Origin of the sequence: Streptomyces sediminimaris (assembly GCF_047049295.1) — a bacterium.
In the GTDB taxonomy this organism is placed as follows: domain Bacteria; phylum Actinomycetota; class Actinomycetes; order Streptomycetales; family Streptomycetaceae; genus Streptomyces; species Streptomyces sediminimaris.
This window is the reverse complement of record NZ_JBJWOT010000001.1, coordinates 2,270,378-2,284,932: the sequence shown is the minus strand read 5'-3', so window position 1 is coordinate 2,284,932 and position 14,555 is coordinate 2,270,378. Positions and strand designations below refer to the sequence as shown.

The 14,555-nt window shown below is 71.6% G+C and carries 12 protein-coding genes; all 12 read left to right on the top strand.

The genetic code is table 11. The features are described from left to right. Positions 1 to 43 precede the first annotated feature (43 nt). The 12 genes from ACJ9NR_RS10790 to ACJ9NR_RS10735 all read left to right on the top strand — a co-directional run bounded on the left by ACJ9NR_RS10790 (position 44) and on the right by ACJ9NR_RS10735 (position 14,551). On the top strand, positions 44 to 685 hold the full coding sequence (locus tag ACJ9NR_RS10790) for a TIGR02234 family membrane protein (protein ID WP_412487302.1): 642 nt from the start codon (positions 44 to 46) through the stop codon (positions 683 to 685). Between the two features lie 190 nt (positions 686 to 875). Next, the gene (locus ACJ9NR_RS10785) at positions 876 to 1,136 is read left to right on the top strand and encodes an HGxxPAAW family protein (RefSeq protein WP_412487301.1); all 261 of its coding nucleotides are present in this window, start codon (positions 876 to 878) and stop codon (positions 1,134 to 1,136) included. Between the two features lie 82 nt (positions 1,137 to 1,218). Next, positions 1,219 to 1,668: a DUF2752 domain-containing protein gene (locus tag ACJ9NR_RS10780; protein WP_412487300.1), complete on the top strand. Its 450-nt coding sequence runs from the start codon at positions 1,219 to 1,221 to the stop codon at positions 1,666 to 1,668. A gap of 144 nt (positions 1,669 to 1,812) precedes the next feature. Then, positions 1,813 to 2,622: an indole-3-glycerol phosphate synthase TrpC gene (gene trpC, locus ACJ9NR_RS10775; protein WP_412487299.1), complete on the top strand. Its 810-nt coding sequence runs from the start codon at positions 1,813 to 1,815 to the stop codon at positions 2,620 to 2,622. A 22-nt stretch (positions 2,623 to 2,644) separates the two neighbouring features. Beyond that, positions 2,645 to 2,848 carry a tryptophan biosynthesis modulator TrpM gene (gene trpM / locus ACJ9NR_RS10770; RefSeq protein ID WP_412487298.1) on the top strand — a complete coding sequence of 68 codons (204 nt, stop codon included), beginning with the start codon at positions 2,645 to 2,647 and terminating at the stop codon, positions 2,846 to 2,848. A gap of 80 nt (positions 2,849 to 2,928) precedes the next feature. After that, the gene (gene trpB / locus ACJ9NR_RS10765) at positions 2,929 to 4,212 is read left to right on the top strand and encodes a tryptophan synthase subunit beta (protein ID WP_412487297.1); all 1,284 of its coding nucleotides are present in this window, start codon (positions 2,929 to 2,931) and stop codon (positions 4,210 to 4,212) included. Next, positions 4,209 to 5,027 carry a tryptophan synthase subunit alpha gene (trpA, locus tag ACJ9NR_RS10760; RefSeq protein WP_412487296.1) on the top strand — a complete coding sequence of 273 codons (819 nt, stop codon included), beginning with the start codon at positions 4,209 to 4,211 and terminating at the stop codon, positions 5,025 to 5,027. The genes trpB and trpA overlap by 4 nt, the downstream gene beginning before the upstream one ends. 89 nt (positions 5,028 to 5,116) lie before the next feature. Beyond that, the gene (locus tag ACJ9NR_RS10755; protein WP_412487295.1) at positions 5,117 to 5,890 is read left to right on the top strand and encodes a DsbA family protein; all 774 of its coding nucleotides are present in this window, start codon (positions 5,117 to 5,119) and stop codon (positions 5,888 to 5,890) included. An 82-nt stretch (positions 5,891 to 5,972) separates the two neighbouring features. Further along, the gene (gene lgt / locus ACJ9NR_RS10750) at positions 5,973 to 7,049 is read left to right on the top strand and encodes a prolipoprotein diacylglyceryl transferase (RefSeq protein ID WP_412487294.1); all 1,077 of its coding nucleotides are present in this window, start codon (positions 5,973 to 5,975) and stop codon (positions 7,047 to 7,049) included. A 356-nt stretch (positions 7,050 to 7,405) separates the two neighbouring features. Continuing rightward, a complete protein-coding gene (locus ACJ9NR_RS10745; RefSeq protein ID WP_412487293.1) occupies positions 7,406 to 8,137 on the top strand; it encodes a VIT1/CCC1 transporter family protein in 732 nt (243 codons plus the stop codon). 365 nt (positions 8,138 to 8,502) lie between these two features. Continuing rightward, on the top strand, positions 8,503 to 13,095 hold the full coding sequence (gene gltB / locus ACJ9NR_RS10740; protein ID WP_412488799.1) for a glutamate synthase large subunit: 4,593 nt from the start codon (positions 8,503 to 8,505) through the stop codon (positions 13,093 to 13,095). Next, on the top strand, positions 13,088 to 14,551 hold the full coding sequence (locus ACJ9NR_RS10735) for a glutamate synthase subunit beta (protein WP_412487292.1): 1,464 nt from the start codon (positions 13,088 to 13,090) through the stop codon (positions 14,549 to 14,551). Before gltB ends, ACJ9NR_RS10735 begins: the two co-directional genes overlap by 8 nt. Positions 14,552 to 14,555 lie beyond the last annotated feature (4 nt).

Sequence of the window (14,555 nt, the reverse complement as noted above, 5' to 3'; positions counted from 1 at the left end):
CACGTGAACCCCGGGTGACGGCCGGGCCGGGGTCCGGGTGATAGTGGAGTACGTGACTGCCGTTCCTCCCCCCCGTTCCGAAGCCGACGGACCCGCCCGGGCCGGCCGCCGGAGTCTCGCCGTTGCCCTGCTGTGCGGTGCGCTCGGCGCCGCCGTGGCCCTGCTCTCCACCCGGCAGCGCTGGTCGGAGGGCACCACGACGGTGGCCGGCGGCGCCTTCTCCCTGACCGCCAAGGGCAGCGACGTCACGGGCGTCCCCGCGGCGCTCGCCATAGTGGGCCTCGCCGCGCTCGTCGCCGTCTTCGCCGTCCGCAGGACAGGCCGCCTGCTGGTCTCCGCCCTGCTCGCGCTCTCCGGCGCGGGCACCGTCGCCGCGGCCCTGCTCGGCGTGTCCGACAGCTCCGCCCTCGACGAGAAGGCCGCGCGGGCCGCCGGCGACACCTCGGCCACCGTCGGCGCCCTCACCCACACCGCCTGGCCGTACGTCGCGGCAGCGGGCGGGGCCCTGCTCCTCGTGGCCGGACTGCTCGCCCTGCGCTACGGCCGCCAGTGGCCCGCGATGTCCGGCCGCTACGAGCGCGCCGGCGCGCCGAAGTCCCGCCGCCGGGCCGTGGCCGTCGACCCCGATCGCCCCGAGGACATCTGGAAGGCGCTGGACCGGGGCGAGGACCCCACCGGCGCGTAGCCGCTCGGTGCGGGCGGGTCGGGTCCGCCGCGGGCGCTCAAGCCGCTCGGCGCGGGGCCGGGGCCGAGTCCGGCCCGCCGCCGGTGCCGCGGGCGGGAGGACCACCCCCCGGCGGCGCCCCCGCGCGCGTGCGGGACAATGACCTGTGAGCGTCCGGCTCAGACACGAAAACAGCAATGAGGAGCAAGCAATGGCGGGCAGCAGCCACGGTCACACTCCGGCCGCCTGGACCGGTGTCATGATCGCCTTCGTCGGTTTCTGCGTCGCGGGTGCCTTCATGGTGATGGCTCAGCCCGTGGGCTTCTGGGCCGGCATGGGCATCGTCGTCGTGGGCGGCGTCGTCGGCTGGATCATGAGCGCGATGGGCATGGGCCAGCCGAAGGACATGGAAAAGGACTTCCAGGACGCGCTGGCGCGCAACCAGGCCGCCGCGAGCTCGACGAAGAGCTGACCGCGCACGGCACGCGCGCGTGAGGGGCGATCCGGCACCGGATCGCCCCTCACGCGCGCGCGTGGCGGTTCGCCGGGGGACAATGCAGGACGTGAACGCCGAGAGTCAGTTCCCGATGCCGGCCCCCGCCGAACCGACGGTGGTGTCCCGGCTCGCCGTCCCCGCCGGACTGCTCGCGGCCGTCGCCGGAGCCTTCGCCTACGTGGCGGCCGTGAACCCGTACCGGCCCGGCCACTACCCGGTCTGCCCGCTGTTCGGGTTCACCGGCCTCTACGGCCCCGGCTGCGGCGGTCTGCGCAGCGCGTACTCCTTCATCCACGGCGACTTCCTCGCGGCCCTGCAGGACAACGCCCCCGCGGTCGTCGGCTATCTGGGTTTCGCCGTGCTGTGGACCGTATGGGTGGTGCGCGCGGTCCGCGGCCGGCCGCTGCGGCTCGACGTCGGGCCGGTCCATCTGTGGACCGCGGGGGCGTTGATGCTGGTCTTCACGGTTGTCCGGAACCTGCCGTTCGGTGGCTGGCTTCACCCTTGATCGACCGGCATATGCCCAGGTAGTGGGACCGGCGTCAACCGGATGCGAGGCCTTCGCCCTGCTGCGGATACCATCGCAGTGACCATCGGCTTTCCCCCGGGTCAACCTTTTGAACAGTCAACCGTCTGAAAGGGGGCCTCTCGCGTGAGTGTGCTCGACGAGATCATCGACGGAGTCCGTGCCGACCTCGCGGAGCGGCAGGCGCGCGTCAGCCTCGACGAGCTCAAGGAGCGCGCGGCGAAGGCTCCCTCGGCCAAGGACGGACTGGCCGCGCTGCGCGGCGACGGCGTCAAGGTCATCTGCGAGGTCAAGCGCTCCAGCCCCTCCAAGGGCGCGCTGGCCGCGATCGCCGACCCGGCGGGCCTGGCCGCCGACTACGAGGCGGGCGGCGCCGCCGTCATCTCCGTGCTGACCGAGCAGCGCCGCTTCGGCGGCTCGCTGGCCGACCTGGAGGCGGTACGGGCCCGGGTCGACGTCCCGGTGCTGCGCAAGGACTTCATCGTCACCTCGTACCAGCTGTGGGAGGCCCGGGCCCACGGCGCCGACCTCGCGCTGCTCATCGTCGCCGCCCTGGAGCAGTCGGCCCTGGAGTCGCTGATCGAGCGGGCGGAGTCCATCGGGCTCACCCCGCTCGTCGAGGTCCACGACGAGGACGAGGTCGAGCGCGCCGTCGACGCGGGCGCGAAGGTGATCGGCGTCAACGCGCGCAACCTCAGGACCCTCGAGGTCGACCGGGGCACGTTCGAGCGCGTCGCTCCCGAGATCCCGGCGCACGTCGTCCGGGTCGCCGAGTCCGGCGTCCGCGGTCCGCACGACCTCATCGCGTACGCCAACGCCGGCGCCGACGCGGTCCTCGTCGGCGAGTCCCTGGTGACGGGGAAGGACCCGAAGACGGCGGTGTCGGATCTGGTGGCGGCGGGGGAGCATCCCGCGCTCCGGCACGGGCGCGGTTGATCACCCGGTAGAGTTGGCGCCGATGACTCCCACTGCGACGACCCTGGACCGGTACGCCCGCCTCGCGCGCGGCTGCCGCCCCCGGGGCTGCCGCGCGCCGGCCCGCAGGGTGCACGGCCGTCGCGTGCGGTACGTCATCGGTGACGAACCCGGGCAGGTGAACGGCCGCCGATGGCAGCGCGCCCTCCAGGGGCGCGGGACCGTGCCCGATACGGGCGCGATGTGACACGGACGGCCGGTGGCCGTCGAACAAGCCCCGCCCCCACGGCGATTCGGTTCCTTCCCAACTCACCGTGAGGTTTCCGCATGCCCAGCGACTTCTTCATCCCCGACCCGGACGGTCAGGTCCCCACCGCCGACGGCTACTTCGGCGCCTTCGGCGGCACGTTCATCCCGGAGGCCCTCGTCGCCGCCGTGGACGAGGTGGCCGTCGAGTACGACAAGGCCAAGCACGACCCCGAGTTCGCCCGCGAGCTCGACGACCTGCTGGTCAACTACACCGGCCGGCCCAGCGCCCTGACCGAGGTGCCCCGGTTCGCCGAGCACGCCGGCGGGGCACGGGTCTTCCTGAAGCGGGAGGACCTCAACCACACCGGCTCCCACAAGATCAACAACGTCCTCGGCCAGGCCCTGCTCACCAAGCGCATGGGCAAGACCCGCGTCATCGCCGAGACCGGCGCCGGCCAGCACGGTGTCGCGACCGCCACGGCCTGCGCGCTGTTCGGCCTCGACTGCACGATCTACATGGGCGAGATCGACACCCGGCGCCAGGCCCTGAACGTGGCCCGCATGCGCATGCTCGGGGCCGAGGTCGTCGCCGTGAAGTCCGGCAGCCGGACGCTCAAGGACGCCATCAACGAGGCATTCCGCGACTGGGTCGCCAACGTCGACCACACCCACTACCTCTTCGGTACGGTCGCGGGCCCGCACCCCTTCCCGGCCATGGTCCGGGACTTCCACCGGGTCATCGGCGTGGAGGCCAGGCGCCAGCTTCTTCAGCGCGCCGGACGTCTCCCGGACGCCGCCGTCGCCTGCGTGGGCGGCGGCTCCAACGCCATCGGCCTCTTCCACACCTTCATCCCCGACACCTCCGTCCGCCTGATCGGCTGCGAACCGGCCGGGCACGGCGTCGAGACGGGCGAGCACGCGGCCACGCTGACCGCGGGCGAGCCCGGCATCCTGCACGGCTCCCGCTCCTACGTCCTGCAGGACGAGGAGGGCCAGATCACCGAGCCGTACTCCATCTCGGCCGGGCTGGACTACCCGGGCATCGGCCCGGAGCACTCCTACCTCAAGGACAGCGGCCGCGGCGAGTACCGCGCGGTCACCGACGACGCGGCGATGCAGGCCCTGCGGCTGCTCTCGCGCACCGAGGGCATCATCCCGGCGATCGAGAGCGCGCACGCCCTCGCGGGCGCCCTCGACGTCGGCAGGGAGCTGGGCAAGGACGGCCTGATCGTCGTCAATCTCTCCGGCCGCGGCGACAAGGACATGGACACGGCCGCCCGCTACTTCGGCCTGTACGACACCGACGCGGAGGTCGCCGCCGACGAGGCCGACACCGCCGAGATCGAGGGGGACGCCAAGTGAGCGGCAACATCCAGCTGTTGACGGACACCCTCGCCGCCGCCAGGGCCGAGAACCGCTCCGCGCTGATCGCCTACCTCCCGGCAGGCTTCCCGACCGTGGACGGCGGCATCGAGGCGGTCAAGGCGGTCCTGGACGGCGGAGCGGACGTCGTCGAGGTCGGCCTGCCGCACAGCGACCCGGTCCTCGACGGCCCCGTCATCCAGACCGCCGACGACATCGCCCTGCGCGGCGGCGTCAAGATCGCGCACGTCATGCGCACGGTCAAGGAGGCCCACGCGGCCACCGGGAAGCCGATCCTGGTCATGACGTACTGGAACCCCATCGACCGCTACGGCGTCGAGCGCTTCACCGCCGAGCTCGCCGCGGCGGGCGGCGCGGGCTGCATCCTGCCCGACCTGCCGGTGCAGGAGTCGGCGCTGTGGCGGGAGCACGCGGAGAAGCACGGGCTCGCCACGGTCTTCGTGGTCGCGCCCAGCAGCAAGGACGAGCGGCTCGCCCGGATCACCGCCGCGGGCAGCGGCTTCGTCTACGCCGCCTCGCTGATGGGCGTCACGGGCACCCGTGAGTCGGTCGGCGCCCAGGCGCAGGACCTGGTCGAGCGCACCCGGGCCACCGGCACCGGCCTGCCCGTCTGCGTGGGGCTCGGCGTGTCCAGCGCCGAGCAGGCCGCCGAGGTGGCCGGCTTCGCCGACGGCGTCATCGTCGGTTCGGCCTTCGTCAAGCGGATGCTGGAGGCTCCGGACCACGCGGCCGGCGTGGAGGCCGTCCGCTCGCTCGCCGGTGACCTCGCCAAGGGCGTGCGCGGACAGGTGTAGCCGGGCATCCGAATGTCCCGGAGATCCCCCTTACGAGTGGATCTGGCACCGGGGAGGCGCGCTGCGCCTCCCCGGTTCGTTCTGGGGGTGTGAGCGAGAAGAACCGTGAGGGAAAGCGCACCGCCCGGGAGCGGCTGGCGGTCGAGCGCGAGAAGCAGAAGGCCGCGGACAGGCGACGGCGGACGCTGATCGTGGGCGCGAGCGTCGTCGGCGTCCTGGGCCTCGCCGCGGTGATCGGCGTGGTCGCCGCGAACGCGGGCAAGGACAAGCAGAAGGCCGCGGGCCCGGCCGTGGCACCCTCAGGGGCGCAGGGCAAGGACAGCCTCGCGATCCCGGTGGGCAAGGACGGCGCCAGGCCGACGCTCACGATCTGGGAGGACTTCCGCTGCCCGGCGTGCATGGCCTTCGAGACGGCGTACCGCCCGACGCTCCACCAGCTGACCGACTCCGGGCAGATGAGGATCGAGTACCACCTGGTCCGGCTGATCGACGGGAACCTCGGCGGGACCGGCTCGCTGCGCGCGGGCAACGCCGCCGCGTGCGCCCAGGACGCCGGAAAGTTCCGCGCCTACCACGACGTCCTGTACGCGAACCAGCCGAAGGAGACCGACGACGCCTTCGGCGACAACGGCAGGCTCATCGATCTGGCGGGCAAGGTGAAGGGCCTCGACACGGCCGCCTTCCGCTCGTGCGTCGACAACGGCAAGCACGACAGCTGGGTCGACAAGTCGAACGCCGCCTTCAAGGCCGCCCGCTTCAGCGGGACGCCGACGGTCCTGCTGGACGGCAAGAACATCTACCAGGACCAGACGATGACCCCGGCGAAGCTGAAGCAACTGGTGCGGCAGGCGAACAAGGGGTAAGAGATTCACGCCCGCCCGTTATGGAGCCGTAGCCGGTGCGCCTGCCGTCCGGCCCGCCGGGCACGGTAGCGTCGACCTTGCCATGGAAGAACTTGCCTACATTCCGAGCCCGTCGCGCGGGGTGCTGTACCTCGGCCCCATCCCGCTGCGCGGCTACGCGTTCTGCATCATCATCGGCGTCTTCGTCGCGGTCTGGCTCGGCAACAAGCGCTGGATCGCCCGCGGCGGGCGGGCCGGCACGGTGGCCGACATCGCCGTCTGGGCGGTGCCCTTCGGCCTCGTCGGCGGCCGGCTCTACCATGTCATCACGGACTACGAGCTGTACTTCAGCCAGGGCCGTGACTGGGTGGACGCCTTCAAGGTGTGGCAGGGCGGGCTCGGCATCTGGGGCGCGATCGCCCTCGGCGGCCTGGGCGCCTGGATCGCCTGCCGCCGCCGCGGCGTCCCGATGCCCGCGTACGCCGACGCCGTGGCGCCCGGCATCGTCCTGGCGCAGGCGATCGGCCGCTGGGGCAACTGGTTCAACCAGGAGCTGTACGGCAGGAAGACCGACGTCCCCTGGGCACTGCACATCACGTCCTCGACGGACGGCCGCGTGCCCGGTTACTACCACCCGACGTTCCTCTACGAGTCCCTGTGGTGCGTCGGCGTCGCCTTCCTGGTCATCTGGGCCGACCGGCGTTTCAAGCTGGGGCACGGGCGGGCCTTCGCGCTCTACGTCGCCGCCTACTGCGTGGGCCGGGCGTGGATCGAGTACATGCGCGTCGACGACGCCCACCACTTCCTGGGCCTGCGCCTGAACGACTGGACCGCGCTGATCGTGTTCCTGCTCGCGGTGACGTACATGGTGGTGTCGTCGAGGATGCGGCCGGGCCGGGAGGCCGTGGTCGAACCGGGTGCCGTCGACGGCGATTCCGAGGGCGACGGCGAGACCGAGGGCGACGGCGCGGCCGAGGACGAGGCCACCGGGAAGGTCGCGGACGCCAGGGCCGGGAAGCCGGACGCCAGGGCTGGGAAAGCGGGCGTCAGGACGGGGAAGGCGGACCCCGGGACCACGGAGAGGGCGAACCCCGGGACTGAGGACGCGGGCCTCGAGGCCGGGGACGCGGGTGTCAAGGCCGAAACGAAGGACGGGGCCGAGTCGGCCAACAAGAGCTGACCGCCGTAGTACGCGCCGCCGGGCGCCGGGCACACCGCCCGGTGCCCGGCGGCGCGTCGTCACGCAGGCGGGCACCGACGATGCCGTCACACGCTGACCGCGGGGCGGACGGGGCGGCCTCCCACGGCGCGGCCGGCGCGGCCGGGCAGCCGGATGACGGGCGGCGCGACGGCCCGGTGCGGGGTCGCCCCGGGTCCGCCCGGGGCATGCCGCGAATGAGCGGTCGTGGGCGAAACCGCAGGTTAGCCGAGCCTCTCCTTGCTGGCGGGGGTGGAATGCGCGGCGTACCTTGTGCGTTGTCGAAAGATAGACAGCGTCCAAAGTTAGCTTTGCCTTAGCTTCCCTGGGGGAGACCCGTGGCCATCATCGAGACCGAAGCCGCGCTGCACGAAGCGCACCGCGACAACCACACGCACCGGGACGTGAACGGCGGCTGGCTGCGCCCCGCCGTCTTCGGCGCGATGGACGGCCTGGTCTCCAACCTCGCCCTGATGACGGGTGTCGCCGGTGGCGCCGTCGGCCGGCAGGGGGTCGTGCTGGCCGGGCTCGCGGGGCTGGCCGCCGGCGCCTTCTCGATGGCCGCCGGTGAGTACACGTCCGTGGCCTCGCAGCGTGAGCTCGTCGAGGCCGAGCTGGACGTGGAGCGCAGGGAGCTGCGCAAGCACCCCAAGGACGAGGAGGCCGAGCTCGCGGCGCTCTACGAGGCCCGCGGGGTCGAGCCCGAGCTGGCCCGGGAGGTGGCCCGGCAGCTGTCGAAGGACCCCGAGCAGGCGCTGGAGATACACGCCCGCGAGGAACTCGGCATCGACCCCGGCGACCTGCCCTCCCCCCTGGTCGCCGCCGTGTCGTCGTTCGGTTCCTTCGCGCTGGGCGCCCTGCTGCCGCTGCTGCCGTACCTGCTCGGGGCGTCCGCGCTCTGGCCGGCCGTGCTGCTCGCGCTCTTCGGGCTGTTCGCCTGCGGAGCGGTGGTGGCCAGGGTGACGGCGCGCAGCTGGTGGTACAGCGGACTCCGGCAGCTCGTTCTGGGTGGCGCGGCGGCCGGTGTGACGTACGCCCTGGGCGGCCTGTTCGGAACGGCCGTAGGATGAAGAAGGCTGCGCATATGCGCTGGGCCGCATAAGTAGCCGTTACTTGCTGGTTTCGGATGCATGACCACGGGGCATGAGCCGTAAGCGCTGTGGGCAATGACGCCTGTCGCGCACCCGCGGGGCGGGCGACACCGCCCCTCCCGCCTTGGGCCGACGGACATCGATCTGTCCCGTTCGGTCCCCATGGCTTCCACCGCAGGCGTGGTACCCCCGCCACCCCGTGGTGTCCGTATGTTGGAACGAAGTATCCGCTTCCCGAGAATCACTCCATCATGTAACCTGCACGAAATTTTGCACCCAGCAGAGGGCCAACGTCGTCCCTCGGCACCATGAACACGCCACTTGAGACGACGACGGGAGAGCCGATGCGTACGCCGCGCCAGCCGTCCCAGCATTCCGCGAATGGCCAGAACTGGTCCTTCATGGATGCTCGCCCTGCTGCGCAGGGTATGTACGACCCCCGCAACGAACACGACGCGTGCGGCGTCGGCTTCGTGGCCACCCTCACCGGCGAGGCGTCCCACACCCTGGTCGAACAGGCGCTGACGGTGCTGCGCAACCTCGAGCACCGCGGTGCCACGGGCTCCGAGCCCGACTCCGGGGACGGCGCGGGGCTGCTCTCCCAGGTGCCCGACGCCTTCCTGCGTGAGGTGGCCGGATTCGAGCTGCCCGAGGCCGGTGCGTACGCCGTCGGCATCGCCTTCCTGCCCGAGCAGGGCACCGAGGGCGCCGTCTCACGCATCGAGACGATCGCCGCCGAGGAGGGCCTCACGGTGCTCGGCTGGCGCGAGGTCCCGGTCGCCCCGGAGCTGCTCGGCGCCACCGCCCGTTCGACGATGCCCGTCTTCCGGCAGATCTTCGTGACCGACGGCGCGAGCAGGGACATCGTCCTCGACCGCAAGGCCTTCGCGCTGCGCAAGCGCGCCGAGCGGGAGGCCGGCGTCTACTTCCCGTCGCTCTCGGCCCGCACCATCGTCTACAAGGGCATGCTGACGACCGGCCAGCTGGAGCCGTTCTTCCCCGACCTCTCCGACCGCCGCTTCGCCTCGGCCGTCGCCCTGGTCCACTCGCGCTTCTCCACGAACACCTTCCCGTCGTGGCCGCTCGCGCACCCCTACCGCTTCATCGCGCACAACGGTGAGATCAACACCGTCAAGGGCAACCGCAACTGGATGCGCGCCCGCGAGTCGCAGCTCGTCTCCGACCTCTTCGGGGACAGGGGCCTGGAGCGCCTCTTCCCGATCTGCACGCCGGACGCCTCCGACTCGGCGACCTTCGACGAGGTGCTCGAACTGCTGCACCTGGGCGGCCGTTCGCTGCCGCACTCCGTGCTGATGATGATCCCGGAGGCGTGGGAGAACCACGACTCCATGGACCCGGACCGGCGCGCCTTCTACCAGTTCCACTCCACGATGATGGAGCCCTGGGACGGCCCCGCCTGTGTCACCTTCACCGACGGCAAGCAGGTCGGCGCGGTCCTGGACCGCAACGGCCTGCGCCCCGGCCGCTACTGGGTCACCGACGACGGCCTGGTCGTCCTCGGCTCCGAGGTCGGCGTCCTCGACATCGACCCGGCCAAGGTCGTGCGCAAGGGCCGGCTGCAGCCCGGCCGGATGTTCCTCGTCGACACGGTCGAGCACCGCATCATCGAGGACGACGAGATCAAGGCGACCCTCGCCGCCGAGCAGCCGTACGCCGAGTGGATCGAGGCCGGCGAGATCGAGCTGGGCGACCTGCCCGAGCGCGAGCACATCGTGCACACCCACGCCTCGGTCACCCGCCGCCAGCAGACCTTCGGGTACACCGAGGAGGAGCTGCGCGTCATCCTGGCGCCGATGGCCAAGGCCGGCGCCGAGCCGATCGGCTCGATGGGCACGGACTCGCCGATCGCCGCGCTGAGCGACCGTCCGCGGCTGCTCTTCGACTACTTCACCCAGCTGTTCGCGCAGGTCACCAACCCGCCGCTGGACGCCATCCGCGAGGAGCTCGTCACCTCGCTGCGCTCGTCGCTGGGCCCCTCGGGCAACCTGCTGCAGCCGACGGCCGCCTCCTGCCGCTCGGTCCTGCTGCCGTTCCCGGTGATCGACAACGACGAGCTGGCCAAGCTCATCCACATCAACGCCGACGGCGACATGCCCGGCTTCAAGGCCGCGACCCTCTCCGGCCTGTACCGGGTATCCGGCGGCGGTGACGCCCTCGCCGCCCGCATCGACGAGATCTGCGCCGAGGCCGACGCCGCCATCGCCAACGGCGCCCGGCTGATCGTGCTGTCGGACCGCCACTCGGACGCCGAGCACGCGCCGATCCCGTCGCTGCTGCTCACCGCGGCCGTCCACCACCACCTCATCCGCACCAAGCAGCGCACCCAGGTGGGCCTGCTGGTCGAGGCCGGTGACGTCCGCGAGGTCCACCACGTCGCCCTGCTCATCGGCTTCGGCGCCGCGGCGGTCAACCCCTACCTGGCCATGGAGTCCGTCGAGGACCTGGTCCGCGCGGGCACCTTCCTGCCGGGCGTGGAGTCCGAGCAGGCGATCCGCAACCTGATCCACGCCCTCGGCAAGGGCGTGCTGAAGGTCATGTCCAAGATGGGCATCTCCACCGTCGCCTCCTACCGCGGCGCCCAGGTCTTCGAGGCCGTCGGCCTCGACGAGGCCTTCGTGGAGAAGTACTTCAGCGGCACGGCCACCAAGATCGGCGGCGTCGGCATCGACGTCGTCGCCCAGGAGGTCGCCGCCCGCCACGCGAAGGCCTACCCGGCCACCGGCATCGCGCCGGCCCACCGCGCCCTCGACATAGGGGGCGAGTACCAGTGGCGCCGCGAGGGCGAGCCGCACCTGTTCGACCCGGAGACGGTCTTCCGCCTCCAGCACTCCACGCGCACCGGCCGCTACGACGTCTTCAAGAAGTACACCCAGCGGGTGAACGAGCAGTCCGAGCGCCTGATGACGCTCCGCGGCCTGTTCGGCTTCAAGCCCGGCCGCGAGCCGGTCCCCGTCGACGAGGTCGAGCCGGTCTCCGAGATCGTCAAGCGCTTCTCCACCGGCGCCATGTCGTACGGCTCCATCTCGCGCGAGGCGCACGAGACGCTCGCCATCGCCATGAACCAGCTGGGCGGCAAGTCCAACACCGGTGAGGGCGGCGAGGACGCGGACCGCCTGTACGACCCGGCCCGCCGGTCCGCCATCAAGCAGGTCGCCTCCGGCCGCTTCGGCGTGACCTCCGAGTACCTGGTCAACGCGGACGACATCCAGATCAAGATGGCGCAGGGCGCCAAGCCCGGCGAGGGCGGCCAGCTGCCCGGCCACAAGGTCTACCCGTGGGTCGCCAAGACCCGTCACTCGACCCCGGGCGTCGGCCTGATCTCCCCGCCGCCGCACCACGACATCTACTCCATCGAGGACCTGGCCCAGCTGATCCACGACCTGAAGAACGCGAACCCGCAGGCGCGGATCCACGTCAAGCTGGTCTCGGAGGTCGGCGTCGGCACGGTCGCCGCGGGTGTGTCGAAGGCGCACGCGGACGTCGTGCTGATCTCGGGCCACGACGGCGGCACGGGCGCGTCCCCGCTGACCTCGCTCAAGCACGCCGGCGGCCCCTGGGAGCTGGGCCTCGCCGAGACCCAGCAGACCCTGCTGCTCAACGGCCTGCGCGACCGCATCGTCGTGCAGACCGACGGTCAGCTGAAGACCGGCCGCGACGTCGTCATCGCCGCGCTGCTCGGCGCCGAGGAGTTCGGTTTCGCGACCGCGCCGCTCGTCGTCTCCGGCTGCGTCATGATGCGCGTCTGCCACCTGGACACCTGCCCGGTCGGCATCGCCACGCAGAACCCGACGCTGCGCGACCGTTTCGCCGGCAAGGCCGAGTACGTCGTCAACTTCTTCCAGTACATCGCCGAAGAGGTCCGCGAGATCCTCGCCGAGCTGGGCTTCCGCTCGATCGAGGAGGCCGTCGGCCACGCCGAGACCCTCGACGTGACCCGTGCCGTCGACCACTGGAAGGCACAGGGCCTGGACCTCGAGCCGCTGTTCCACGTGCCCGAGCTGCCCGAAGGCGCCGTGCGCCACCGGCTGATCGAGCAGGACCACGGCCTGGCGAAGGCGCTCGACAACGAGCTGATCAAGCTCGCCGCCGACGCCCTGGCCGCGGACTCCGCGACCGACGCCCAGCCGGTGCGCGCCCAGGTCGCCATCCGCAACATCAACCGCACGGTCGGCACCATGCTCGGCCACGAGGTGACGAAGAAGTTCGGTGGCGCGGGCCTGCCCGACGACACCATCGACATCACCTTCACCGGCTCGGCGGGCCAGTCCTTCGGCGCCTTCCTGCCGCGCGGTGTCACGCTGCGCCTGGAGGGCGACGCCAACGACTACGTCGGCAAGGGCCTCTCCGGCGGCCGCGTCGTCGTCCGCCCGGACCGGGGCGCCGACCACCTCGCCGAGTTCTCCACCATCGCGGGCAACACCATCGCCTACGGCGCGACCGGCGGCGAGCTGTACCTGCGCGGCCGTACGGGCGAGCGGTTCTGCGTCCGCAACTCCGGTGCGCTGGTCGTCTCCGAGGGCGTGGGCGACCACGGCTGCGAGTACATGACCGGCGGTCACGCGGTGGTCCTCGGCGAGACGGGCCGCAACTTCGCGGCCGGCATGTCGGGCGGTGTCGCGTACGTGATCGACCTGAACGTCGACAACGTCAACGCCGGCAACGTCTCCGCCGTCGAGGCCCTCGACGACTCCGACAAGCAGTGGCTGCACGACGTCGTGCGCCGGCACCAGGAGGAGACGGGGTCCACGGTCGCCGAGAAGCTGCTCGCCGAGTGGGACACCGCCGTGGAGCGCTTCAGCAAGATCATCCCCAGCACGTACAAGGCAGTGCTCGCCGCCAAGGACGCCGCCGAGCGAGCCGGTCTCTCCGAGACCGAGATCACCGAGAAGATGATGGAGGCGGCGATCAATGGCTGACCCGAAGGGCTTCCTCAACCACGGCCGCGAGGTCGCCAAGACCCGCCCCGTCGCCGAACGCGTCAGGGACTGGAACGAGGTCTACGTCCCCGGCTCCCTGCTGCCGATCATCAGCAAGCAGGCCAGCCGCTGCATGGACTGCGGCATCCCGTTCTGCCACAACGGCTGTCCGCTCGGGAACCTGATCCCCGAGTGGAACGACTACGCCTACCGTGAGGACTGGGCGGCCGCCTCCGAGCGCCTGCACGCGACCAACAACTTCCCGGAGTTCACCGGTCGCCTCTGCCCGGCCCCCTGCGAGTCGGCGTGCGTGCTCGGCATCAACCAGCCGCCGGTCACCATCAAGAACGTCGAGGTCTCGATCATCGACAAGGCGTGGGAGACCGGGGACGTCGCCCCGCAGATCCCCGAGCGCCTGTCCGGCAAGACCGTCGCCGTGATCGGCTCGGGCCCGGCGGGCCTGGCCGCCGCCCAGCAGCTGACCCGGGCCGGCCACACCGTCGCCGTCTACGAGCGCGCCGACCGCATCGGCGGCCTGCTGCGCTACGGCATCCCCGAGTTCAAGATGGAGAAGCGGCACATCAACCGCCGCATCGAGCAGATGCGCGCGGAGGGCACCCGCTTCCGTACCGGCGTCGAGATCGGCCGCGACCTCAAGGCGACCGACCTGAAGAAGCGCTACGACGCCGTCGTCATCGCCGCCGGTGCGACGACCGCCCGTGACCTCCCGGTCCCCGGCCGCGAACTCAAGGGCATCCACCAGGCGATGGAGTACCTGCCCCTGTCCAACAAGGTCCAGGAGGGCGACTACGTCACCTCTCCGATCTCGGCCGAGGGCAAGCACGTCGTGGTCATCGGCGGCGGCGACACCGGCGCCGACTGCGTGGGCACCGCCCACCGCCAGGGCGCGGCCTCCGTCACCCAGCTGGAGATCATGCCCCGCCCGAACGACGAGCGGCACCCGACGAACCAGCCCTGGCCGACCTTCCCGATCCTGTACAAGGTCACCTCCGCGCACGAGGAGGGCGGCGAGCGGATCTACTCCGCCTCGACGAGCCACTTCGAGGGCGACGAGGACGGCAACGTCCAGTGGCTGCACCTCGCCGAGGTCGAGTTCGTCGACGGCAAGCTGACCTCGAAGCCGGGCACCGAGCGCAAGATCCCCGCCCAGCTGGTCACCCTCGCCATGGGCTTCACCGGCACCGACCGGGACAACGGCCTGGTCGAGCAGTTCGGCCTGGAGCTCGACGAGCGGGGCAACATCGCCCGCGACGCCGACTTCCAGACCAACGTCCCCGGTGTCTTCGTCGCCGGTGACGCGGGCCGCGGCCAGTCGCTCATCGTGTGGGCGATCGCCGAGGGCCGCTCCGCAGCCAGGGGAGCCGACCGCTTCCTGACCGGTGCCAGCGACCTGCCGGCCCCGATCCGCCCGACGGACCGCGCCCTGACGGCCTGACGGA

What these genes read in the sequence shown, in the direction of transcription:
- lgt (WP_412487294.1), top strand. Translation starts at nt 5,973, where the DNA reads ATGGAAGAACTTGCCTACATTCCGAGCCCGTCGCGCGGGGTGCTGTAC.
- ACJ9NR_RS10735 (WP_412487292.1), top strand. Translation starts at nt 13,088, where the DNA reads ATGGCTGACCCGAAGGGCTTCCTCAACCACGGCCGCGAGGTCGCCAAG.
- ACJ9NR_RS10780 (WP_412487300.1), top strand. Translation starts at nt 1,219, where the DNA reads ATGCAGGACGTGAACGCCGAGAGTCAGTTCCCGATGCCGGCCCCCGCC.
- trpB (WP_412487297.1), top strand. Translation starts at nt 2,929, where the DNA reads ATGCCCAGCGACTTCTTCATCCCCGACCCGGACGGTCAGGTCCCCACC.
- gltB (WP_412488799.1), top strand. Translation starts at nt 8,503, where the DNA reads ATGCGTACGCCGCGCCAGCCGTCCCAGCATTCCGCGAATGGCCAGAAC.
- ACJ9NR_RS10785 (WP_412487301.1), top strand. Translation starts at nt 876, where the DNA reads ATGGCGGGCAGCAGCCACGGTCACACTCCGGCCGCCTGGACCGGTGTC.
- trpM (WP_412487298.1), top strand. Translation starts at nt 2,645, where the DNA reads ATGACTCCCACTGCGACGACCCTGGACCGGTACGCCCGCCTCGCGCGC.